Here is a 23,575-nt window from a genome sequence, read left to right as displayed (position 1 = left end):
GACTCGCTTCTAGGCCTGAACTCCTTCAGCCACGCTGAAGGTTGAGTATGCCCTGCCTAATTCAACCACATCCTCACATGTCACCGCCGTTGGGCAGATTCCTCTGGCCATTCGGTTTGCCGCTGTCGTATAAAAATTGTTCCCTGCAAAAAATTCCCTGGGGTATCCTTCAGATACAATATCCCCGTCGAACATCATAGCGCATTTGTCAGCATACTCAGCCGCAAATTCGATGTCATGAGTTACTAAAACTATGGCAACATCGTTATGACAAAGCCTTTGTAAGATTCCCCCTAATTCTTCCTTGGATTCGGGATCAAGGCCTTTGGTCGGTTCATCTAATAACACTATTTTGGGATTTAATAATAAAAGCTTGGCCAGAGCCACCTTCTGTTGCTCTCCACCACTTAGATCATAGGGATGACGCTCGAATAAAGCTGTGATCCTCAACTCCTTGCCAATCTTCTCAATTTCACTCCTGAGGGCAGCCTCATCTAACCTCAGAACAGCCCCCGCCTCTTGAAGATCCTCTATAACCGTATCGCAAACAAATAAGGCCTTGGGATTTTGCGGCAAAAGCGCTAGATTATTTTGATAGAGCTCTTTTGTTTTATAGGTCTCTATTTTCTGATCATTAATGATGATCCTCCCGCGATTGGGCTTTAGTAATCCGGAAATCACCCCCAGCATTGTCGTTTTACCGCTTCCGTTCCCCCCCAACACACTGAGGATTTCTCCAGAATAGGCCCTAAGCGAAAACCCACGCAAAATATCGTCTCCCTCTCTGGAATACTTAAACCAGATTTCTTCCGCTTTAATCACAGGTTTGCGGGATTGAACTTCCTCTGCCAAGAAATGCGAGGTAAGGTTCGATAATACTCGCTCATCCGGAAGCATGAAGCTTGCCAGCCATTTCCTCCCATCTCTCACACTTAAAGGACAATATTCACCCACCATTAACTCCCTATAAATTCGAATCGCAGAAGGCAACCCCTTAAAAATTCCAGATATATCCTCCCTCTTCGCTAAGAGTTTGGCCGTTTGCTCCGGTGTTTCCAAGCAGATGACTTCTCCTTTGTCCATAACTGCAATCCTATCTGCCATCAGGAATACTTCCTCAAGTCTATGCTCTGTCATGATTACGGTCACTTCTAACTCTCTGTTAATTTTGGCAATGGTTGCCAGAAAATCTTGTGCTGCAATGGGATCTAACTGAGCCGTTGGTTCATCCAAGATCAGTATCTTAGGCTGCATGACCATCACTGATGCTAAATTCAGGAGTTGCTTTTGGCCGCCTGACAATTCATCCACGGATTTTCTAAACCATCCATTGATGCCGAAAAAGCTGGCCATTTCTGCAACCTTGCGGCGAATTTCAGGTGTGCTCAGTCCTAGATTTTCCAAGCCAAAGGCCAACTCATGCCATACAGTATCGGTTACTAGTTGAGTCTCAGGGTTTTGCATGACAAAGCCAATTTCAGCAGCCGAGATTTTCTGATCTAATTGCTCAACATCTTTACCCTGATAATACACCTTACCTGTCCGCTTGCCATGGGGAGCAATTTCACGTTTTATCTGCCTTAAAAGTGTACTCTTTCCGCAGCCGGACACACCGCAGACCAGAATAAACTCTCCTTGGTTAATACTTAAGTTCACATAAGAGAGAGCTTTTTCCAGGGTCTTAGGATAGGAAAAGCTCAAGTCTTTTATTTGCAAGAACGCCATTTGTAACTCTCCCTTACCTCAATAATAATCGGCAATAATGCCAATGCGGCAAAGACAAAATATAGTCCAATAGCCTGAATTGATAGATCTAAAGGCTTGATTGAGGGGTAAAACTGCAAGGTGCCATACCCTAAAAAATACCCTACCAAGCATATTGCCCCTAAGACACTTATCACAGCCAAAACCAAGCCATCCCGCTTATCAAACTTAAAAAGTGAAAAGGTGGTTCTGTTTTTTAACCCATATCCTCTGGCCTTCATAGAATCAGCAGTTTCAATGGCGTCCTCCATGGACCAGCTCAACAGTATGGAAATGACTCTCATACCATTCTTAACTCTTTCCTTAAAATTTCCAGCACTCTGATCCAACCCTATGGTATGTTGGGCATTACTGATAGTCTTAAGTTGATATTTTAGTTTAGAAGTCATTCTCATACTCATAGTTATCAGCAGGGCAACTGCCGGAGAAATCTTAGCAAATAGATATAAAAATTTATCCGCTGTAATTACTTTATTGTAACAAGAGAACCAAGCGAAAATTGCAATCAGGGATACTGCTGAACATATGCCATAGAGCACCGCTTCTAAAGTAATAGGATTGTCTATCAAGTAAAATAATACGGTTCTTCCGCGATGATTTAACAAGGGATTAGCGATACTGATTAATAAAAACATTGGTAGGTAAAATAAAAGACTAAACTTGACACCCTTACGCCCATTAAGAATGATGGAGAAAATCAGGGCGGGAATTAAGGTTAACCCTAGGAAAACCGGATGCAAAAAAAGCATCGTAAAGATTAACATGACTGCAAAAAATGTAAAGCTTACTGCTGGATGAAATGTTGTGAATGCTCTGTTCAATCATCTCTCCCCCTTCCTGCAAAAGTCACTTTCTCTTCCTGTTTGTGATCCGCTTTTATAGTGTCCTGAACTGCCATTCCTCAAACCTGATCACCTGAAGAAGCACCCTGGAACCCGAAATCACCCCGAGACCCCCTATGCCGATCACTAAAAAAGCTTCTCAACGTTGTTGAGAAGCAAAAAACACTAATAAATATTGACACTGTGCGGTCAGCATTTTTAACACCTCCCCTATCTTCCGTAGGTTCTGCGTGGTTGCAATGAGCAGGTCTCCTGGCTTAAGTTCATCGCTGCCTTACGTCTTCCCGGTGGCCCAGTGACATCTTTGTAAGACCGCTCACTATCACAGTGGCGGGACCGCGTCAGATTAACTGACTTTCCTTTTCAATACTTTCTCTCAAGAAAGTATACTCATTGCTCATTATTAAGTTTTACTGGATATCAGTAATTTTATAATTTTCTACCTTTTCATTCTACAAGCTTTTTATTCAACAAAAATTGCGGAATCCCTGCTGTTTTCTTCTCTTCCAATTAGTTATTATTTACTAAGACAGGAAAAAAGAGAATTTAAGCAGATTATGCCGCTACTTCCTTCGGGTGAAGCGAAAGTCCCATGGCATTTCTGGAAACAATCAAATCAACACTTTCATTGGGCAGATCAATAGCATGCGCCTTAGCTTTCAAAAAGCGTATGTTCTTTCCTGAGGCCCCAACGTTTTTCCGAGCTTGTTCCAACCTATCTGAATACCCATCTATTGCTGTAACTGAATAATTCAGTCCGGTTAATAATATTGCCAAAAAGCCATAGATTTGTCAATCTTTAATCCAAATATTTGTCCCACTAATTATAATTTTTAAAATATTTAGTCTTTATGGGATTCATTGACAGTAAAATTAACCTGTGCTACCCTTTTATCTAGCTTAATATTTTGTTCAACAAGTACACTTCTCGACCATATACCCCGAGAAAGTGTTTAATAGGGAAGTCAGTTTGATTCTGACGCGGTCCCGCCACTGTAGTAGGAGAAATGCCTTGTGCTGCCTGCAACCTCAGCCGCCTAGGATACTCCTAAAGCCAGGAACCTGCTTGTTTGACCTTTAACCCCCACGAAGGATGGGCAGGTTAGATATTGTAATATATTTATAACCTCCTGCCTTTGGCTGTTAGGAGGTTATTTTATTCTTTTGCGAGCTTTCCACGAAGCTTTCAAAACCTTCCTGCATCTTACGTGCGACAATGATAACTCATACTCGCCAAGGAAAGTTAGATCCTTCTGGAATATATCTACTTCAGCCTCAATGATTTTGTGATCTGACCGTCACAATTTTGTTGGGGCTGATATTATTTTCCATAGCCTGCAGAAAAGGAGTTAAGGCAACCCAAAAACTATGGCCTGTTATAGCATAAGACTATACAGGCCATTTCTATTTCCTTCATTAAAATTGAACACTCGAAAAAATGGAAAGAACTTATTCTCCATGTGCAAAGGTTAGGCAGGGATAAGCAGGAAAATCCTTTAAGCTAACCTTTTTTGCATAGCAAGGGGACTATCGACGCAGATGAAACATACAGTGTAGCTTTGAACAGTTCTGCAACTTTCAGCCAACTTCAAAACCTCGCAGGGCTAAGGCAAAGCTTTTGTTATTGTACATAATCAAATTTCTTAAATCTTGTTTTTTCTTAGTTGCTTTTTGAAAACCAGTGTCCTTACAGTTCTGAACTACATAATTTGAAGTGATTTCAAAATCCAAGATAATGCAGGGTATATCATCAGCATCAAGATTAGGGCAAAATGTGGTTCTAAACTCATGAGCAAGCCCGCTATTTTTAATAATTTCCACACTTTCTCGAATTGGCCATAGCTCCAACCCACCCATCCCTGTAATTTCTTCATATTTATTAAGAGGAGCCTTTAAGTCCATGGCAATAAAATCCAGCAGATTATCGGCGATCAAGGTTCTCAAGATTTCCGGATTAGTTCCGTTGGTATCTAGTTTTACAAGGAGCTTCATGGCCTTTAATTCTTCGATAAAAACCGCAAGGTTACTTTGCAGCGTCGGCTCGCCTCCACTAATAACTACTCCATCAATCAGCCCTTTTCTTCTGGAAAGCCATTGGAAAATTTCTTCAGGCAAAATACCCCTGAAATCCTCCTTAGCTTCTATAAGACCGGCATTGTGGCAATAACTACAGCTTAGATTACAACCCTGGGTAAAAACTACAGATGCTATCTTGCCGGGATAGTCGACAAATGATGTCTTCATAAATCCTGCGATCTTCATCAAACCACCTCCGCAATCACGAATTTTTTCCTCAGGTTATATTCTTCCTTCTTGCCAAGATTGTAGTTTTTAACCGGCCTAAGATATCCTGTCACTCTAGACCAAACTTCAGCTTCAGCCCCACATTCAGGACAATTAAAATGCTCCCCACTGATGTAGCCGTGTGAATCGCAAATACTGAAGGTGGGAGTAATGGAGATATAGGGAATCTTATGCTTGTTGAAGATCTTTTGGATAAGCCGCTTGCAGACCTCTGTATCCTCAACGGCATCTCCTAAATAGAGGTGCTGAACAGTCCCCCCGGTATAAAGAGATTGGAGTTCGTCCTGTAGCTCTAAAACCTCAAAAATGTCTTCCGTATAACCTACGGGAAGTTGGGTGGAGTTTGAATAGTAAGGAACTTCCTCACCCGCCGTAATAATTGAAGCGTACTTTTTAGTATCCAGCATAGCCAGCCGATAAGAGGTCCCCTCGGCAGGGGTAGCTTCTAAATTATAGACATTGCCCGTTTCCTGCTGAAACTTAACCAGCAGTTCCCTCAAGTAATTCATCACACTAACTGAAAACTCTCGGCCTTCATTGGTTTCAATTCCTTTTCCCATGAAGTTAAGTAAGGCCTCATTCATACCAACAATACCGATGGTACTGAAATGATTATGCCAGTATTGCCCGGTTCTCTCCTTGGCATGTCTCAGATAATAGCATGAATATGGGTACAGTCCCTTATCTGATTGCTGTTCAATCACTTTTCGTTTGATTTCCAAAGCCGTGCGCCCGATTTCCGCCATATGTTTCAGGCGTTCCATAAACTCTCCTTTTGTCTCGGATAGATAGGCCAGTCTGGGCAGGTTAATTGTAAATACACCGATGGAACCTGTGAGAGGGTTGCTCCCGAACAAGCCTCCGCCTCTTTTTCTCAGTTCCCCCGTATCCAACCTTAGCCTGCAGCACATGGAAACAGCATCTTCCGGCGACAAATCCGAGTTTACATAATTGGCAAAGTAGGGAATTCCATACTTACAGGTAATTTTCATGAAAGCATCTGCCACCGGACTGTTCCACTCAAAGTCATTGGTAATATTAAGGGTTGGAATCGGGAAGGTGAACACCCTCCCCTTAGAGTCTCCTTCCAACATCACTTCACAGAAGGCCAAGTTGAACATATCCAGTTCCTCCTGGAAATCTCCGTACTTATCCTCCCTATATCTCCCGCCGATTATGACATGTTCATCCTTCAAGGTGGAAGGCACCCAAATATCAAAGGTCAGGTTAGAAAAAGGGCATTGAAATCCTACCCGTGTGGGCACATTGATGTTAAAGACAAATTCCTGTAAACACTGTTTGACTTGGGCAAAGGTTAATTGATCCTCTCGGATAAAGGGGGCACAAAAGGTATCAAAGCTTGACCAAGCCTGAGCTCCGGCGGTTTCCCCTTGGGTTGTGAAGGTAGAATTAACGATTTGTCCCAGGAAAGACCTTAAATGTTTAGCAGGGCCGCTTTCTACCTTGCCCGGAACTCCTCCGAATCCGTCCATAAGAAGCTGACGCAAATCCCAGCCGGCACAATAGGGCCCGAAAAATCCCAGGTCATGAATATGGCAATCTCCACTTTCATGAGCTTCCCGAACCTCTTGTGGATAGATCTCATAAAGCCAATACTTTTTGGTGAATACCTCTCGGATATAATTATTCAGGCCGTTAATACTTTTTTGAGTATTGGCATTCTCCTTGATTTGCCAATCTTTATCTCCCAAGTAGTCAGAAAACATGCCGATTGTGGCCCCGATCAAAGCATCCATTTCACGGCTGTTTTTCCTTTTCTGACGATAAAGAATAAATGCTTTGGCAGTCTTGGCATGTCCATTTTCAATGAGGACTTTTTCAACGATATCTTGGATTGATTCTACATCCGGTTGCTTGTCCCTATAATCCTTGTGCAAAATTGCAACGACCTGTCTGCCGATCTCCTCGGCACGTTCATAATCTGAACCTCCACAAGCTGTGGCAGCCTTAAAAATTGCATGCACAATCTTTTCTTGGTTAAATCCTTCAAGTCTGCCATCTCTTTTAATAATTTGCTTAATCATCTCTTTAACCCTCCCTCAGTATCAATTTAAAAAGCCTCTTGCCGCTGAGCGGCAAGAGGCTGCGTATATTCCCAAATACACATTTACTACTGGAACCCCCCTATCGCTCGTAGAGTTATTGGTTCGTCAACAAAGGCAGGTCTTCTGACTTTGGATCATCAATGCTTCACGCCTTCCCGAAATAAACCCAGTGGCCTCGTGTGAAACATCTTCCCATTACAGTGGCGGGACCGTGCAGGATTTTAACCTGCTTCCCTTTTAAGCTGTACTTACAGTACTAGCACCTTTATTTTCCATTATTCAATTACTATTATGTTATAGTACATCCGCCCAATGTGTCAATAATAATTTGATAGAAGCCCCCCGACCCAAGTGATCTATTTTCATTATCTGTTGGTGCCTTCGGCAGTGGCAGAGAGGTCTACCCCAGCCTTAATTTCAAACCAAAGGTAAGAGCAAAAAATCCTGATGTAATCAGAACGATGGTCGCCCCGGTAGCTGTTCCCCAGAAGTAGGATAGGATTAACCCAGAGAGTCCGGAAACAAGGGCAATCAAGACGGAATAAATATGATACTGTCTCATATTCTTAGCAATATTTCTGGATGAGGCCGCCGGAATGACTAGGAGGGAGCTTATAATCAGAATTCCTACCCACTGGATAGAAATAGTTACGATAACCGCCATCATAACAGCAAATAAGTACTCGTACTGTTTGACCTTAATTCCTCGGCTGCGGGCTAAGGATGGGTTCATACTCGCTAGGAGAAGCTTATTAAATATAAGAACCCACAATAAGATAACCAGTACAAAAACAATTCCAAGCAGCAATAAATCAGCAGGGCTGATACTCAAAAAATCCCCGATCAGATATCCTGAATATTTATTGAACCCCCCATTGCGAGTAAGGATTACTAAGCCCAGGGCAACAGCCGAAGATGAAAAAACTCCGATAATGGTGTCCGTAGAAGCTGTATTTGCTTCTTTAACCACAAGGATAGCAATAGTTATCAGCACTGAAAAGACCATCATTGACCAAATAGGTTTTATATTCAAGAGAGGAAATGCATTGCCCAGGATCACTCCAATGGCAATCCCTGTTAAGGCAGAATGTCCCAAGGAATCTGAGAAAAAGGCCATCTTATTATTAACAATCATGGTTCCCAATAAGCCAAAGATGGGAGTTACCAATAAAACACCCAGCAGGGCATTCTTCATGAATCCATACTGCATCCAATCAAAAGGAAGTAATAAATCTACTAAGCTATACCAGAAGTGCATTAGCCACCCTATCCTTCTCCACCCTTTGGAAACGATTAGACCAATCTAACCCAAAGGTTTGAATTACTTTTTCATTAGTAAAGACTTCCTGGGGAGTCCCACAGCATTCTATTGTCCTATTATTGACGAAGGCCACACGATTCGCATATTCGGCCACCAAATTCAGATCATGGGACACTAGAATAATTGATAAATCATAATTCTTTCTTAGCGTCGAAACAGTTTGGTAGAATAATTCTAAGCCCTTTTGATCAATGCCTGACACTGGTTCATCCAGCAGCAAGAGATGGGGAACAGGATCAAGGGCCAGGGCTAATAAGACTCTTTGCAGCTCGCCGCCTGATAGCTCTCCCAGCCGTTTGTTGATAAGGTGCTCTCCATGAGTTAGAGCTAAGCTTTCTCTGACACGTTCACGGATCTTTTTAGGATAAGTAAACCAGATAGGGAGATTCGTGTAGGCAGCCGCAAACAAATCAAGCACACTGGTTGGGGACGTAGAATCTAAATCCAGCTTTTGGGGAACATAGCCCATAGAGGGCTTTGTGGTTCCGTTGTTGGCATCAAGAAATTGAAGTTCTCCCGTATGAGAAATTTCTCCTAAGATAGCTTTCAAGAGAGTACTTTTCCCTGCACCATTAGGACCTATGACAGCGGTTAAATCTCCACAATGAATGTGGAGATTTACGTTCTTCAGTATTTCTATTCCGCTGCGCTTAACCCCAAAATTATTTATTTTTGTACAGCATAAACTTGATTCGCAAATTTTGCAATCGGAATTCACACAGATTGGATGTTTCATTTCAGCGCCTCTTGTAATGTAATAAGATTTGTTTCCATAAGATTAATATAAGCATCCGCTTCCATCGGCCCGGTTACGATGGGATCAAGAGTATAAACTTTAGCACCGGTCTCATTGGCAATAGCTTCGGCGGCTTTAGGATCATATTGCGGTTCAGCAAATAATGCCTTTATTTCTAAACCCTTAATTTGCTCAATGGTTTCACTCAATTCTTTAGCACTTGGCGCCGAACCAGGCTCTCGTTCGATTACCCCAACAGTCTTCAAGTTGAACTCTTTAGCAAAATAAGGGAAGGCCTCGTGAAAGGTAACAATATTTCGTTGCTTTACTCCATCCAGAGCTTGATGCATTTTAGTTCTTAATGCTTCAAGCTTCAGGACATAGGCTTTGGTATTTTCCTGATATTTTGCAGCATTGCTAGGATCCAGGTCGGCTAGTTGATTCCCGATAGTTTGAACCTGGGTTATGGCATCGGTAATACTTAACCATACATGGGGATTTGCTCCTTCATCCCCTTCACCTTCGATTAAGGAAATCCCATTACTAGCTTCAATAATTTTCAGATCCGGAAGTTGACTTGTTATTTTATCCATAAAGGACTCCATGTCTGCTCCATTGATGACCAAGACTTGGGCACCTTCTAAATTTTTCATATCGTCAGGCGTTATGGCATAATCATGCAAGCATCCTGTGGTAGGTTTTGTTAAACTTACTACATTTACATTAGGGATATCTTTAGCAACATTTAACGTAAATACATACATTGGGTAAAATGACGCCGCTATGGTTAGGGCTCTTTCGTTCTTAGTATCTGTGGTTTGACTGACTGTAGGCTTAGCTTCGTTGTTTGACCCACACCCACTTAACAGTAAAACCAACATACTTAACAAGACCATCCATAGAAACATCGGCTTCTTCACACACATAAAAAATACCCCTTCCACTACTTGCAACTGCCTTGCATTTGCATTTCTTAAATAAATTATACTCTATTATCTATAATTGTAAACCATTATTTTACTTCTTAATCGTTGTGGATAGCAGTAATAAACCAATTTGTCAGCGAATACTTCAATATACATCCCAGCTAAACAATTAATCGAGTAAATATTGCTAAAATATTAAAAAGGATTAAAATGAACATAATAAAGGAATTGAAGAATAAGGAATGATCTTGTTGGACGAAAACTCAAAATATAAGGAATTACTTAATCGGGAGGGTATTAAAAGCACACGCCATAGAAATGCTATCCTTGAACTCCTCGAAGAATCTGAATTTCCTTTGACTGCAGAACAACTATTTATAACCTTACGGGATAAGACAGCCTCCATTGATTTATCAACAGTCTACAGGACCCTTGATACCTTTGCCTCAAAGAACTTAATTGTTAAATCCAATCGAGCAGATGATGGTAAAGCTCTCTATGAACTCAATCACAATGAACATAAGCATCATCTTTTATGCGTAGGCTGCCACAAATTAATTTCTATTGATGACTGTCCCATAGGAGAACTAATGCAAACCTTGAAGAATAAGATAGATTTTGATATAACCGGGCATAAACTAGAGATTTACGGCTATTGTCATGATTGTAAGAAATATAACCATACCCTCTCTTCTGACACATGAGGCCGTATAATAAATTGAATTATTTTTAGATTGAGCCATTGTGCAGTTTTTGGCAGGATATAATTTTCGGGTGTCGAATAGATAGATTAGCTTAAGTTTCAGAGACAAACTAATTAATTTAGAGTAAGCTAAGCCCTAGATTGTTTATTTATATACTTAAAAATAAAGGAGTTAACGATAATGTGTGAAGCTAATGCCTATCTTAAAGAAGGCGAAACTGAAGTGATGTTCATGGAGTCAGTCGATGTCATTGAACCTTACGAAAACGGCTTAAAGCTTATCGACATCTTTGGAATGCAAAAATTTATTCAAGCTAAAATAAAAGATATGACCCTGCTTAACCACCGGATTGTTTTAGAAAAAATCGATAATCCACTATAGGGAGGAGAGTCGAATATGACCGTTACTTTGCAATCCATCGGTACAATTCACACACCATATTTCGCACTAAATGCTCCTCAACAGCCCATACCAAATGCACCCGGTGATTTCTGGATTACATTAAATCCAGACTATACTCGCGCTCTTGAGACCTTACAAACCTTTAACTACATCTATGTTCTCTATCACTTTAATGAAGTGACTCCACCCATCGAAATGCTTACCCGATCCCCTTGGGCCCCAGAAATTGAAATTGGACTTTTTGCCAGCCGTTCTGCGAAAAGGCCCAACCCTTTGGGCTTAAGTGTTGTTAAGCTAAAAGAAATACGCGGCAACGAGCTAATAATTTCCGGAATTGATGCCTATGACGGAACTCCCGCGCTAGATATCAAGCCGTATATCGGCTTCCTAGACAGCAAAGAGGATGCTAATAATGGTTGGCTTGATGCTCTCCCTGACAGAAAACATACTATGGCTCATGCCCTGGGCCTTGCCCATAGCCATAGCCACAACCATGACCATCATCATGAACATGAGCCCCTTAGGCATGCAAAAAAACCCCATAGTCATAACGACTAGGTTCATCAAACTTAGATTGAATAACAAACAATACTAATCCTCAGTCTATGGGCATTGAATTTTTTTATCTCAAGATTTCAGATTGACGTTTAGTAAACGAGTTGATTGAAGCATAACCTTAGTCAAAATTAAGTTAATAGGAAGCTAACCGGCAGAAAAAAGCGAGAGGCTAAATGGCATTCTATTGCACATTTAGCCTCTTTGACTATCAAAAGTCTATTTTGGGGACTTATTTAATGTTTTGGATTAGGCTGTGGTTGAGAGTATTGTGGGTTATTCCGCGTATTGTCATTATATCCAGGCTGAACTTCCTTGGCTCCTGCTGGTTGAGGGTCTTTACCATACTGAGCAGGTCCGCCATATTTCTCATTAGGGTTTTCTTCATAGGAAAACTCATTGCCCTGGTTCCAAGGCCCTCTGCTGTCCCCTTGACCTGTTGACATATTCATGTATTTCTTCGAGAAATCGGAATCACGGAAGTCTTTGTTTACTCCAGTTCCTTTTATGGTCTCCAGTGCTTGCATGAAGGAAAAATTATGGGATTCCTCACGACTCAATAGGAATCGAATCATATCTTTCACTCCGGCATCGTCCGTCTGTTGAAGAAGACGCTCATAAACTAACTTAGCTCTAAGTTCCGCTCCGGCATTGGAAGAAAGATCTGTATAGAGATCCCCTGTGGAATTTACAAAGTTGGCCGTCCATGGTACTCCGGCAGAGTTTACCAGAAGGGGGCCGCCTCCAAGTAAGGCCATATGATTTGCCGAAAAGTCTTTAGGAATATTGTCGACGGGACCAATCAGCATCGCCAGGCACTCACCCACCATCTCCAGATGGCTTAATTCTTCTGCAGCAATGTCTTGGAGCAAATCCCGTATCTTTGGATCATTACACCCTAAACTCTGAGAAAAATACTGCATGGCTGCTTTTAGTTCACCATTGCCGCCACCAAATTGCTCAAGTAATAATACAGCAAACCGAGGATCCGGTTTATCCACATGTACGGTATATTCCATATCTTTGACATGTTTAAACACCTAAAAAACCTCCCTTTTATTTGTTTAAATCCCTAAAATGCTTTTTAACAAACATTTTCAAGAATAGTATCTGATTAACCCTAGATTTTTATCCCTAGTATATTAGGATTTGTAATTATGATTTTTTTGTTTTGGCAATAATTCAGGCAAATGCCAATTATTACTCTTGACGATTAAAAGAAACATTTGGTATACTACGATTGATTTTGTAATTCTTAAAACTAAATAGTCCAAGTTCGGTTGGGGTAAACTTCGCGAAAGCGAAGGACGCTAAAGTCATGGGTCTAAGGCTATATTTAAAGGGCTACTAATCCCTTTGAAAGTTATGATCGCCAGACTACAAGCACAGAACTTCTTAGGGGAGAGCGGTCTTTTTAAGGTTGCTCTCTTCTTGTTTTTGGAAGATTGTCCAGATTACTGCATTGCCGTTGATTTACTATTGAGCATTATTCTTATACCGATTAGCGGGAATAATCGAAATAGTTATTTAGATTATTTTAAGGAGGTATTTGAACATTGATTTAATTGTTGTAGTATTTTTATTCTGACCTACGGACTTATTCTTACATCGTGTAGTAGCTGCTCTTGCGAACTGGCAATCGACCTTTTAGTTTTAAATCCAACAAGTTTTTTCCAGCTGCACTCTTTTAAGCGATAATCAAGTTTAGCAGCGATATTAATGCAAAAAGGGGTAATTCTACAGAATACTACAATAGTGACTAACCTGTGGGTACTTATAATTTGTTAGGTGATATAAAATTTTTTATTTTAGAGGAGGAGCATATGAAACAAACGGGTAACGGACAGGTAAAACAGATGGGTATCGGACGGGCATTTAGCGCAAATTTTCTCGGTCACGCTCCGAGCTGGTACAAAACAACAATTCTTGCTTTTCTGGTGTTGAACCCTATTTTGATGTTTACCGTCGGTAAGTACATTACCGGGTGGGTCTTAATTGTCGAATTTATTTTCACCCTAGCAATGGCGCTGAAATGTTATCCCCTCCCTGCGGGTGGACTTCTGGCCATCGAAGCCGTTGTGATTGGGCTGACTAACCCCCATTCGATCTATCACGAAGTTGAACTGAACCTGCCGGTCATTCTACTTCTAATGTTCATGGTTGCCGGGATCTATTTTATGAAAGAAGGTCTCGTGTACCTGTTTACCAAGATCCTCACCAAAGTACGCTCTAAAGTCGCCCTGGCCTTCCTGTTCTCTATAATGGGTGCAGTTCTTTCCGCTTTTCTGGATGCCCTAACCGTAACAGCGGTGATCATCGCCGTGGCCTATGGGTTCTATAACATCTTCCACAAGTTTGCTTCCAGCGAAAAAGTATACGATACCTATGACATCAATCACGACCATATTATTGATGACATATACCAGGAGGACCTGAACCAGTTCCGTGGTTTTCTGCGCAATCTGATGATGCATGGTGCCGTGGGTACTGCCCTGGGCGGAGCAACAACTCTGGTTGGTGAACCCCAGAACCTACTCATCGGCTCCATTATGAAATGGGACTTCGTTGATTTCTTTTTAAACAGCGCACCTGTGTCTATCCCTGTACTAATCGCTGGTCTTCTGACCGCCATTACCCTTGAAGTCACTAAGTTTTGGGGATACGGCTATCAGCTTCCTGCGTCTGTTCGAAAGGTTATGGAAGATGACGCAAACGCCAAAGATGCTGCCATGGATACTCGCGGACGTATACGCCTGATTATTATGGCTGTATGCGGCGTTCTGCTGATCTTCTCCTTAGCCTTGCACCTGGCAGAAGTTGGTATTATTGGCCTAATGATTATCATCCTGCTTACCGCTTTCAATGGGGTTATTGAAGAAGGGCGCATCGGTCATGCCTTTGAAGAAGCAATGCCCTTTACTGCGCTGCTGATCGTATTTTTCTCCATTGTTGCCGTTATTCATGACCAGCATCTGTTTACGCCAATCATTCAGTGGGTACTGCACCAGGAAGGACAGAATCAGCTTGTGGCTTTCTTTGCAGCTAACGGTATCCTTTCCGCAATCAGTGACAACGTATTTGTGGCTACCGTCTATATGACCGAAGCACAGAAAGCCTTTGAAGCCGGAGGCATTCCTCTGGAGCATTACAACAAGATGGCAGTTGCCATCAACATGGGGACAAACATCCCTTCCGTTGCTACACCAAACGGTCAGGCGGCGTTCCTGTTCCTGTTGACCTCTGCACTTGCTCCCCTGATTCGCCTGTCTTATATGGAAATGGTCAAACTGGCTCTGCCCTACACCGTCGTTATGTCTCTTACAGGTGTACTGGCAACAATGTACCTGTTATAATCCTAAAAGGTATAGAATTGTACAACTAAATACTCGTAAAAACGGTTGGGGTAAACTTCGCCAAAGCGAAGGACGCTAAAATCATGGGTCTAAGGTTACTAATTTCACACATTGAAATTAGGCTAGGATCGCCAGATTACAAGCAGGAACTTCTCAGGGAGAGTAGTCATCTTAGGACTACTCTCTTTTTATTTGGGAATGTTAAAACATTATATGGAGGTGTGATAAAAGCTTATTGTGAGGTAATTGAACATCGACTTAATTGTTATAGTTTTTTCTGACCTGCGAAATTATTCTACATCGTAAAGAATACATAATTTACATTTTTAGAGGAGGGGCATATGAAACAAGCGGGTAACAGACAGGTGAAACAGATGGGTATCGGAGAGGCCTTCAGAGCCAATTTTCTCGGTCACGCTCCGAGCTGGTACAAAACAACAATTCTTGCTTTTCTGGTGTTAAACCCTATTTTGATGTTTACCGCCGGTAAGTACATTACCGGGTGGGTCTTGATTGTCGAATTTATTTTCACCCTGGCAATGGCGCTAAAATGTTATCCCCTCCCTGCAGGGGGACTTCTGGCCATCGAAGCCGTTGTGATTGGGCTGACTAACCCCCATTCGATCTATCACGAAGTTGAACTGAACCTGCCGGTTATTCTGCTCCTGATGTTCATGGTTGCCGGGATCTATTTTATGAAAGAAGGTCTTGTGTACCTGTTTACCAAGATCCTCACCAAAGTACGTTCTAAAGTCGCCCTGGCCTTCTTGTTCTCTATACTGGGTGCAATTCTTTCCGCTTTCCTGGATGCCCTAACCGTAACGGCGGTGATCATCGCTGTAGCCTATGGGTTCTACAACATCTTCCACAAGTTTGCTTCCAGCGAAAAAGTATACGACACCTATGACATCAATTATGACCATATTATTGATGTCAAATATCAGGAGGACCTAAACCAGTTCCGTGGTTTTCTGCGCAATCTTATGATGCATGGCGCTGTGGGTACCGCCCTGGGCGGAGCAACAACACTGGTTGGTGAACCCCAGAACCTGCTGATCGCCTCCATTATGAAATGGGACTTCGTTGATTTCTTTTTAAACAGCGCACCCGTGTCTATCCCGGTACTGATCGCTGGTCTTCTGACCGCCATTACCCTTGAAGTCACCAAGTTTTGGGGGTACGGCTATCAGCTTCCTGAGTCTGTTCGAAAGGTTATGGAAGATGACGCAAACGCCAAAGATGCTGCCATGGATACTCGCGGACGTGTACGCCTGATTATTATGGCAGTATGCGGCGTTCTGCTGATCTTCTCCCTTGCGTTGCACCTGGCAGAAGTTGGTATTATTGGCCTGATGATTATCATCCTGCTTACTGCTTTCAACGGGGTTATTGAAGAAGGGCGCATCGGTCATGCCTTTGAAGAAGCACTGCCTTTTACTGCGCTGCTGGTCGTATTTTTCTCCATCGTTGCAGTTATTCATGACCAGCATCTGTTTACACCGATCATTCAGTGGGTATTGCGCCTGGAAGGAGAGGATCAGCTTGTGGCTTTCTTTGCGGCTAACGGTGTCCTTTCGGCAATTAGTGACAACGTATTTGTGGCTACCGTCTATATGAGCGAAACACAGAAAGCTTTTGAAGCTGGCGGTATTGCCCTGGAGCATTACAACAAGCTGGCAGTTGCCATCAACATGGGGACAAATACTCCTTCTGTTGCTACACCAAACGGTCAGGCGGCATTCCTGTTCCTGTTGACCTCTGCACTTGCTCCCCTGATTCGCCTGTCTTACATGGAAATGGTGAAGCTGGCTCTGCCCTACACCATCGTTATGTCTCTTACAGGTGTACTGGCAACTATGTATCTGTTGTAATCCTAAATTTAGACAATAAAGGGCGGTTCTCTGGTTTTTGCCGAAGAACCGCCCCCCTGTCTTATCTTTGCGGAAACGGGAAGAAGAAGAATCTGATCCATTTCGTTTTTTCGTTCCTTTATAACTTTTCTTGCAAAGAGCCCCGTGATTCCAAGGGTAATTACTAGTCCGGCGGAATAAGAAATGCTTGTGGGCAGACCAAAACCTTTCGGTGCTCTTTAGGAATCTCCTTTCATTACATCATCATCCCAACTCCAAAAATACCCTCCCCACATTTTGGGCAACATCCTTGATCTAGGTAGTTAATAAGGTGGGGTTGACGTTCAATAACAACTTTCCCGCACTGTGGACAAAAGGTCGTGCCTCCCCCTCCTACATTTCCTAAATAGACATAAGGCAGATACTCTTTGCCAATATCCCAGGCTCGTTCTAAAGTTTTTCTCTCCGTGGGCGGAACAGCAAGCTTATAAGCAGGATGATAGGCACTTAGATGCCAGGCCAGTGGGATATTAAGTTGGCGCAGCCATTTTGCTAATTCTTTTAGCTCTTGGGGATTATCATTTGCCCCTTGAATAAGAAGAGTTGTGATTTCCAAATGAACTCTCCCTGCTAATCGCTCTACATTATCTAATACCCAGGCTAATTTGCTGCCACAATAATGCTGATAAAAATTTTCTGTAAAAGCTTTTATATCAATGTTAACTGCATCCAGCCAAGGAATTAGCTCCTCAAGAAAGTGCGGCGCAATAGTTCCATTGCTTACCAAAACCACCTTCCCCCCTCGAGCACGAACCAAGGGAGCAGTATCTCTAATCATCTCAAACCACACGCTGGGCTCTGAATATGTAAAACAAAGCCCTATTGATTCCTGCTCCTGCATAGAGAGCTCTGCCAGCTTTGAGGGAGAAACCTTTTTTCCAACTTGATGTTGCTGAGATATCTCATGATTTTGGCAAAAGGAACAGCTTAGATTACAACCAAAACCTCCGACAGAAAAAATCCATGATCCAGGATAAAAATGATAAAGAGGCTTCTTTTCAATGGGATCCATATTCCAGGAGGCTACTTCACCATAGGTTCGAGATACAACTTCCCCTTCTCGGTTTTCTCGAGCATGGCATCTGCCTGATTGTCCATGACTTAATTGACAGTGCTGAGGACAGAGCAGACAGCTGGCTTTATAGGTTTTTTCCGGCAAAAGAACTCTCCCCGTGTCTAGCCTGTGATTACTCATAATGCCTCTTAACCTCAAATCTCCAAAGTTCTACGGAGCCTTCGTAGATGCCCGCCTTTTGTTGAGCAATACTAATTTGCTCGGCCACGGTATCTACCCCTTCCAAATGGGGGAGCAAAAGTCCGCTTTTTCCTCGTTGTCGAACAACAACTCCATATCTCCAGGGATCCAACTCTTCAGGCCCGTCGATCTTCTCAAGTTCTCCAAGTACATCTACCGTAAAGCTTAGGGAATCCAATTCCTCCCCTCGAACTGGGCGAAAACGCGGATCCTGTGTCCCGGCGGCGATTGCATTATGCTGGATTTCCAAAGCTAAATTTTCCTGCCATGGTTCAGTTGTCCCAATACATCCTCGCAAATTCCCCCCTTGTTTCAGGGTGACGAAACATCCCCCTCGCACAGAGAACTCCGATGTTAATGGGGCTGGCAAATCTAATACCCCCTGCTCACCCTTCTCTAAATAAGCAGACAGACAACGCCGCGCCCACTGTGGCAAAGGTGAAGAATGATAGAGATCAGCAACGAGATACCCTACGCCAAAAGGCCCTTCATACGAAAGGACTTCAGGTGCTCCCTCTTTAGCTGCCAGTGCCAAGAGCAGGCTTCGGTAACCGCATTCACCGGCTTCTTCAACAAGGTCAGCCGGCAGATCAGCGATTTTTCTCGTATCTCTCTGGAGGGTCTTCACGATAAATTGGTCGAACTCCGGCCCGGCAGAATCAAAGCCATAGGGCCCGTCCTCTCTCAAACGATGAGAGAGATCCCCGCTTGCTACAAGGGCATAGCGTCCTGGCAATTCCTCAAGAATCTGACCGATCCGCAGCCCGTAATCCTCAGGTTGCTCTAAGGGCATCCCTAACAGAACAACCTTGCCCTTCCACCCTGCCTTTTGCAAGAAATAAAGAGGTACAAAGGCACCATGATCAATAGAACCCTGTATCGGAATAACTCCTGAAAGCTTTTGAAATTGTTCTATAACCAGAGGGTCAGTTGCTAAAGACAAACTGACCTGAGGGGCTCCAAATTGAGCAAAGTTTCCTTGAATATTGTCATCAACGACAAGAGTCATGCCATCCTTGACAAGAGGCGCGTGAGGTGAAACTAAGATTACCGTTTCAACTCCCGCTTGAGCTATTCGATTTGAAATCTCACGATAGGAATCTAAGCTTGCTTGACATTTTCTTTCCTCTCCCTTACCAACTTCAGGAACCAGAAGAGGCGGATGGGGAACAAATATTGTATAAACTAAGCTCATGTTCAACACTCCCTTGATGGAATCATTTAACAACAGTTTGACAAGGGCTTTCTCCTTTGTCAATTGAGAGTCAACTCTTAACGAGGAGCAGTTGTTTGCTAAAATAGGTTTCTCAATTTATAAAATAATTATAGCTTAATCCTTGGGAACAGTTCCGTTAGCATACTATCCCTACCCCCAGAAACAAAACGGTACTAAAACCCAAAACCGAATGACGTTTCAAAACCGGATAAAAACTCCTTATAAGGGAAAACTATTTTCAATCAACCTAAAATCCCAATTTCTTGCTTGGTTATTCCCCTAAACTGGGCTATACTTAATAAGTCATTGCATAGAAGAATTAATTCAGACAGAGTTCTCTGTCAGATATTTGCATGACTAAATTCAAGGAGGTAGATCTTACCATGAATAAACAAACCCTTAATACTCAAAATGCCCCTGCGGCTATTGGTCCATATTCACAAGGGGTCAAAGTAGGCAACCTAATCTTTACATCAGGGCAATTGCCTATTAACACTCAGAGTGGAGAATTAGTTACTGATATTGAAGGAGCTACCAAGCAATCCTTAGATAATGTTAAGGCAATTTTAGAATCCTCTGGTTCTTCAATGGATAAAATCGTCAAGACAGTGGTTTTCTTAAGAGATATGAACGATTTTGCAGCAATGAATGCGGTTTATGCCACCTATTTCCCGAGTAATCCACCTGCCAGATCCGCTGTTCAAGTTGCAAAATTACCTAAAGATGCAATTGTAGAAATCGAAGCAATCGCTCTCGCTGAATAAAGCGTTTTGAAAAAAGGTTCCTAAATTCAACTTGCGAATTTAGGAACCTTTTAAAATTAATTCCGCCTACACCAAGCATGTGTTAAACGGAACTCTTCAGTGCCCATATATCTCCAAAGACTCTTTTCTAACATATACTTAAGCCTTTCTGAAGTGCACTAACAAAAATCCCTGACCAATATAAAAGCTATATCGCGATATCTTACTTTGAGGTTGTTCAGTAAAGCACCGATAAAATAAATTTTTATCCAAACTCCATAACTTTTGGAGGTATTTGCATAATAGAGTGGAGAATATGTACTATACTATCGAATAACATAAATATTTACACTTAAGATCTTATTAGTATGCTTAGAAAGGACGAAGGATATGACCCTAACCGAACGCTTAGAAACATTACCTGTATCTAAATTTCATTATCTTCTGCTAATCTCAGCTGGCCTAGGTTGGATGTTTGACTCTATGGACACCGGAATTATTTCCTTTGTACTCCCTGTGTTAATGAAGGCTTGGAGCCTCAGCCCAGAACAAGTCGGTACAATCGGGAGCATTGGACTTGTAGGTATGGCAATCGGGGCCATACTTTCGGGAACTATCGCTGATTTGATTGGCCGAAAGAAAGTTTTTGCCTCAACACTTATTATCTATAGTTTGGCTACAGGATTATGTGGTCTGTCTTGGAATTATGAATCTCTATTATTATTCCGTTTTTTGGTAGGCTTCGGTTTAGGAGGGCAACTTCCTGTAGCTGTAACCCTGGTAAGTGAATTTTCTCCTGCTAAACATCGTGGTAAATTTCTCGTTCTCTTAGAAAGTTTTTGGGCCATAGGGTGGCTCTTAGCTGCTCTTGTTTCATATCTCATTATTCCCTGGTTAGGATGGCAATCCGCCTTTTACATTGGCGCCCTTCCCGCCCTGTATGTATTCTATCTCTGGAAGTCCATCCCTGAGTCTCCTCGCTACTTAGCCTCAAAGGGAAGATTCTCTGAAGCTGAGGAGATTGTAAAGGACATTGAAACTCAAGCCGGTGTTCAGCGTTCTAACACGAAGCAGCACTTGCAACAGAAGACTCTACCAAGAATGGCAGTAACCGAACTTTTTTCAGCAAAATTTCTCAAGAGAACTGTCTTTCTGTGGCTGCTCTGGTTTGGCATTGTCTTTGCTTATTACGGAATCTTTACTTGGCTTCCTTCGCTACTGGCCTTAAAGGGGTTCGCCTTAACCAAAAGTTTCCAATATGTAATGACGATGACTCTTGCCCAAATTCCTGGTTATTTTAGCGCTGCCTATTTAGTGGATAAGATTGGTCGAAAACCAACCTTAGCTATATATCTCATCGGCACGGCAATTTCTGCTTATTTCTTTGGACTAAGCACAGATGTTCAAACTATACTTATAATGGGATCTCTGATGTCCTTCTTTAACCTGGGTGCCTGGGGAATTGTCTATACTTATACTCCGGAGCTTTATCCTACCCATGCTCGGGCTACCGGATCCGGTTGGGCTGCAGGGTTTGGAAGAATCGGCGGGATCTTGGCTCCTATAGTGGTCGGGTTAATGATAGGGACTTATAAGTTACCTTCAGAATCTGTATTCCTGATGTTTGCAACAGTCCTTATTCTAACGGCCCTCAATGTAATAATCCTTGGAGAGGAAACTAAAGGAAAACCCATGGATGAAGCTTCTTAAGGAAACGAACTTACTTATACAGCATGCACAGCGGAGGAGGATTCGTTCAACACAACAATTTGTGTTGAACGAACCCTCCTCCTTTAATCGTATGAGATTCCCTCAAAGTACTGCTTATACCCTAGCAAGCTGGCTGGAGGAGCGCTTTTCTGCTAAGCGGATGCGTCAGTGAAGCCGCGCTAAGGCGAGGGCCGACGGTTCGCGTCCTCGTAGCGCGCCGCAGGACTTGTCCATGGATGGACTGATGCCGCGGTGCCAAGGATGGCAAGGAGCGGCACACATTCAGAAATGCCCGGAGGTTCGGACGCGCTCGCGAACCGTCCAGCGAGCCAGCGGCGGAACTCGCAGACGCGTGCAGAACGAAGACACCGTCTTCGCACGGGTTAACACAGCTAACAAGCGCTTCCCCCAGAGCCAGACAGAGGAATCGACCCCAAGTATACCAGGAAGGTTTTTTAAGAGCCGGTATAACATTTCCTTTTATTTACATTATTGTCACTTTTATCAATTAAGTGCATACCGTGTATTATGAACAAAATAATTCAAACGTTTATATAAGGGGGCTTTCCCATGAAATCCTTGATGGGGCAACGGGGTTATTCCCCAACGCAATACAACAGATTCTCCCCCATTCAGAGGCAGGAATCAAGACCGGCTTCTCAGCAAGGGCCAGAACCATCCCCAAATCAATCGTTTAATTCTCAACCGGCTCCGCAACCGGCTCCGCAACCGGCACCTAAGCCGGTAAGTCAGCCTGTATCACAACCAATAACACCCTCCGCATCTTCTATTCAGAAGCAAACACCGTTACCAGACCCTCGCTCCTCTTCAGCAACAGCAGAGTCTCTAAACCCTTGGCAACAGCAGGCCGGAGCTCTTATCAAGCAATATGGCCCATCTCTAATGAAGCAAATCGGCCCCCCTCTGGTACGAAAAGTAGGCCTTCCCCTTGCACAACGTCTAGGCCCTCCTTTAGCACAGAGAGTGGGGATCCCCCTGGCACGACGGGTCGGGCTGCCTCTGGTACGCAAAGTGTTTTTTCCTCTCGCCAAGCGAGCAGGCTTTGCACTGATTCGTCGCATAGGACTTCCCTTTTAGCCCCTTTATTCTTGACAACTTATCCTTTGTTATTATCAATCTCGCTTGAGGTATTGAGTCTCAATAAAATAATAAAAGGCCGTTGGCAGCGGCCTTTTATTATTTTATTGAGAGTTTTACTAACTTTACTTGACGATGAGAACAGGGCAAGTTGCTCTTCGGAGAACACGCTGGCTTACGCTTCCTAATACCGCTCCGGCTATTGGTCCATAGCCATGGCTTCCCATAACCACTAAATCAATATTCTCTGTAACAACCTCTTCTAAAATTATGGTCGAGGGATGCCCTTGGATTACTTTTTTCTTGACAGGGATATTCTGAGTATTGATTCCTTCAAGGGTGGCTTCTATGGTCAGCCTCCCTCTTTCTTCAATTTCCTCAAGAGTAATTTGTATTGAATACGCTGAATTATAACCCCAATATGCTTCCGGAGTATAAGCTACAAACAAAAGAACAATTTCAGCCTGAAACTTCTGGGCAAACTCTAGGGCAGTTTTAAACGCTCGACGTGAGTACTCCGAGGCATCTGTGGCCACCAATATCCTTTTAAACATACATCACCCTCCTACTATATCAGATCTTTTACCACCATCATTATTGATCTGTCTACTACGGGGCTTCTGTTCCTAGGATAATCTTAAGTTTTGTAAAAACAGGCTATATTTTCCTT

At 42.8% G+C, this 23,575-nt stretch carries 20 protein-coding genes and 5 riboswitches; of the genes, 8 read left to right on the top strand and 12 right to left on the bottom strand.

What is annotated here, in order from left to right; all coding sequences use genetic code 11:
- Window positions 1-9: 9 nt before the first annotated feature.
- The 8 genes from BLS16_RS02180 to BLS16_RS02145 all read right to left on the bottom strand — a co-directional run bounded on the left by BLS16_RS02180 (window position 10) and on the right by BLS16_RS02145 (window position 9,959).
- Window positions 10-1,725, bottom strand: a complete 1,716-nt coding sequence (locus BLS16_RS02180) for an ABC transporter ATP-binding protein (RefSeq protein WP_092329285.1) — start codon at window positions 1,723-1,725, stop codon at window positions 10-12.
- Window positions 1,707-2,585 (bottom strand): energy-coupling factor transporter transmembrane component T, encoded by an 879-nt coding sequence (locus BLS16_RS02175; RefSeq protein ID WP_092329282.1) that lies wholly within the window; start codon window positions 2,583-2,585, stop codon window positions 1,707-1,709. Before BLS16_RS02175 ends, BLS16_RS02180 begins: the two co-directional genes overlap by 19 nt.
- A gap of 246 nt (window positions 2,586-2,831) precedes the next feature.
- Window positions 2,832-3,015, bottom strand: a riboswitch (cobalamin riboswitch).
- Between the two features lie 146 nt (window positions 3,016-3,161).
- Window positions 3,162-3,383 carry a class I SAM-dependent methyltransferase gene (locus tag BLS16_RS02170; RefSeq protein ID WP_242876161.1) on the bottom strand — a complete coding sequence of 74 codons (222 nt, stop codon included), beginning with the start codon at window positions 3,381-3,383 and terminating at the stop codon, window positions 3,162-3,164.
- 123 nt (window positions 3,384-3,506) lie between these two features.
- Window positions 3,507-3,690: riboswitch (cobalamin riboswitch) on the top strand.
- A 494-nt stretch (window positions 3,691-4,184) separates the two neighbouring features.
- A complete protein-coding gene (locus BLS16_RS02165; protein ID WP_092329280.1) occupies window positions 4,185-4,868 on the bottom strand; it encodes an anaerobic ribonucleoside-triphosphate reductase activating protein in 684 nt (227 codons plus the stop codon).
- Complete coding sequence (locus BLS16_RS02160) at window positions 4,868-6,955, bottom strand: ribonucleoside triphosphate reductase (protein WP_092329277.1); 2,088 nt, start codon at window positions 6,953-6,955, stop codon at window positions 4,868-4,870. Before BLS16_RS02160 ends, BLS16_RS02165 begins: the two co-directional genes overlap by 1 nt.
- Before the next feature lie 117 nt (window positions 6,956-7,072).
- A riboswitch (cobalamin riboswitch) is annotated at window positions 7,073-7,258 on the bottom strand.
- 118 nt (window positions 7,259-7,376) lie between these two features.
- The gene (locus BLS16_RS02155; protein WP_092329275.1) at window positions 7,377-8,234 is read right to left on the bottom strand and encodes a metal ABC transporter permease; all 858 of its coding nucleotides are present in this window, start codon (window positions 8,232-8,234) and stop codon (window positions 7,377-7,379) included.
- Window positions 8,218-9,033 (bottom strand): metal ABC transporter ATP-binding protein, encoded by an 816-nt coding sequence (locus BLS16_RS02150; RefSeq protein WP_092329272.1) that lies wholly within the window; start codon window positions 9,031-9,033, stop codon window positions 8,218-8,220. The genes BLS16_RS02155 and BLS16_RS02150 overlap by 17 nt, the downstream gene beginning before the upstream one ends.
- Window positions 9,030-9,959 (bottom strand): metal ABC transporter substrate-binding protein, encoded by a 930-nt coding sequence (locus tag BLS16_RS02145; protein WP_176786042.1) that lies wholly within the window; start codon window positions 9,957-9,959, stop codon window positions 9,030-9,032. The genes BLS16_RS02150 and BLS16_RS02145 overlap by 4 nt, the downstream gene beginning before the upstream one ends.
- Before the next feature lie 242 nt (window positions 9,960-10,201).
- Between BLS16_RS02145 and BLS16_RS02140 the strand changes: the two genes are divergently transcribed.
- From BLS16_RS02140 to tsaA, 3 genes are all read left to right on the top strand, one after another.
- A complete protein-coding gene (locus BLS16_RS02140; RefSeq protein WP_092329269.1) occupies window positions 10,202-10,663 on the top strand; it encodes a Fur family transcriptional regulator in 462 nt (153 codons plus the stop codon).
- 180 nt (window positions 10,664-10,843) lie between these two features.
- Window positions 10,844-11,044 (top strand): CooT family nickel-binding protein, encoded by a 201-nt coding sequence (locus BLS16_RS02135; RefSeq protein ID WP_014901452.1) that lies wholly within the window; start codon window positions 10,844-10,846, stop codon window positions 11,042-11,044.
- A 15-nt stretch (window positions 11,045-11,059) separates the two neighbouring features.
- Window positions 11,060-11,623 (top strand): tRNA (N6-threonylcarbamoyladenosine(37)-N6)-methyltransferase TrmO, encoded by a 564-nt coding sequence (gene tsaA, locus BLS16_RS02130; RefSeq protein WP_092329268.1) that lies wholly within the window; start codon window positions 11,060-11,062, stop codon window positions 11,621-11,623.
- A 233-nt stretch (window positions 11,624-11,856) separates the two neighbouring features.
- On the opposite strand, the gene BLS16_RS02125 is transcribed toward tsaA, so the two are convergent.
- Window positions 11,857-12,660 (bottom strand): manganese catalase family protein, encoded by an 804-nt coding sequence (locus tag BLS16_RS02125; protein WP_092329265.1) that lies wholly within the window; start codon window positions 12,658-12,660, stop codon window positions 11,857-11,859.
- Window positions 12,661-12,894: 234 nt separating this feature from the next.
- A riboswitch (cyclic di-GMP riboswitch) is annotated at window positions 12,895-13,005 on the top strand.
- Window positions 13,006-13,443: 438 nt separating this feature from the next.
- Between BLS16_RS02125 and nhaB (BLS16_RS02120) the strand changes: the two genes are divergently transcribed.
- Together nhaB (BLS16_RS02120) and nhaB (BLS16_RS02115) are read left to right on the top strand one after the other, a co-directional pair.
- A complete protein-coding gene (gene nhaB / locus BLS16_RS02120) occupies window positions 13,444-14,973 on the top strand; it encodes a sodium/proton antiporter NhaB (RefSeq protein WP_092329263.1) in 1,530 nt (509 codons plus the stop codon).
- A 39-nt stretch (window positions 14,974-15,012) separates the two neighbouring features.
- Window positions 15,013-15,117: riboswitch (cyclic di-GMP riboswitch) on the top strand.
- 197 nt (window positions 15,118-15,314) lie between these two features.
- Entirely contained in the window at window positions 15,315-16,844 is a 1,530-nt protein-coding gene (gene nhaB / locus BLS16_RS02115; RefSeq protein WP_092329260.1) for a sodium/proton antiporter NhaB, read from the top strand.
- A 235-nt stretch (window positions 16,845-17,079) separates the two neighbouring features.
- On the opposite strand, the gene amrS is transcribed toward nhaB (BLS16_RS02115), so the two are convergent.
- Window positions 17,080-18,078: an AmmeMemoRadiSam system radical SAM enzyme gene (gene amrS, locus BLS16_RS02110; protein WP_176786040.1), complete on the bottom strand. Its 999-nt coding sequence runs from the start codon at window positions 18,076-18,078 to the stop codon at window positions 17,080-17,082.
- Window positions 18,071-19,333, bottom strand: coding sequence for an AmmeMemoRadiSam system protein A (gene amrA, locus BLS16_RS02105; RefSeq protein ID WP_092329901.1), 1,263 nt, complete (start codon window positions 19,331-19,333; stop codon window positions 18,071-18,073). Before amrA ends, amrS begins: the two co-directional genes overlap by 8 nt.
- Window positions 19,334-19,737: 404 nt before the next feature.
- Between amrA and BLS16_RS02100 the strand changes: the two genes are divergently transcribed.
- The 3 genes from BLS16_RS02100 to BLS16_RS02090 all read left to right on the top strand — a co-directional run bounded on the left by BLS16_RS02100 (window position 19,738) and on the right by BLS16_RS02090 (window position 22,905).
- Window positions 19,738-20,118 (top strand): RidA family protein, encoded by a 381-nt coding sequence (locus BLS16_RS02100; RefSeq protein ID WP_014901442.1) that lies wholly within the window; start codon window positions 19,738-19,740, stop codon window positions 20,116-20,118.
- A 369-nt stretch (window positions 20,119-20,487) separates the two neighbouring features.
- Complete coding sequence (locus tag BLS16_RS02095) at window positions 20,488-21,807, top strand: MFS transporter (protein ID WP_092329258.1); 1,320 nt, start codon at window positions 20,488-20,490, stop codon at window positions 21,805-21,807.
- 570 nt (window positions 21,808-22,377) lie between these two features.
- Window positions 22,378-22,905, top strand: coding sequence for a hypothetical protein (locus BLS16_RS02090; RefSeq protein WP_092329255.1), 528 nt, complete (start codon window positions 22,378-22,380; stop codon window positions 22,903-22,905).
- Window positions 22,906-23,030: 125 nt separating this feature from the next.
- Here the strand turns inward: BLS16_RS02090 and BLS16_RS02085 are convergent, their stop codons facing one another.
- Window positions 23,031-23,459 (bottom strand): universal stress protein, encoded by a 429-nt coding sequence (locus tag BLS16_RS02085; protein ID WP_092329252.1) that lies wholly within the window; start codon window positions 23,457-23,459, stop codon window positions 23,031-23,033.
- Window positions 23,460-23,575 lie beyond the last annotated feature (116 nt).

The organism is Desulfosporosinus hippei DSM 8344 (assembly GCF_900100785.1).
Lineage (GTDB): Bacteria > Bacillota > Desulfitobacteriia > Desulfitobacteriales > Desulfitobacteriaceae > Desulfosporosinus > Desulfosporosinus hippei.
The sequence above is the reverse complement of the archived record's forward strand: the minus strand, read 5'-3'. Positions and strand labels throughout refer to the sequence as shown.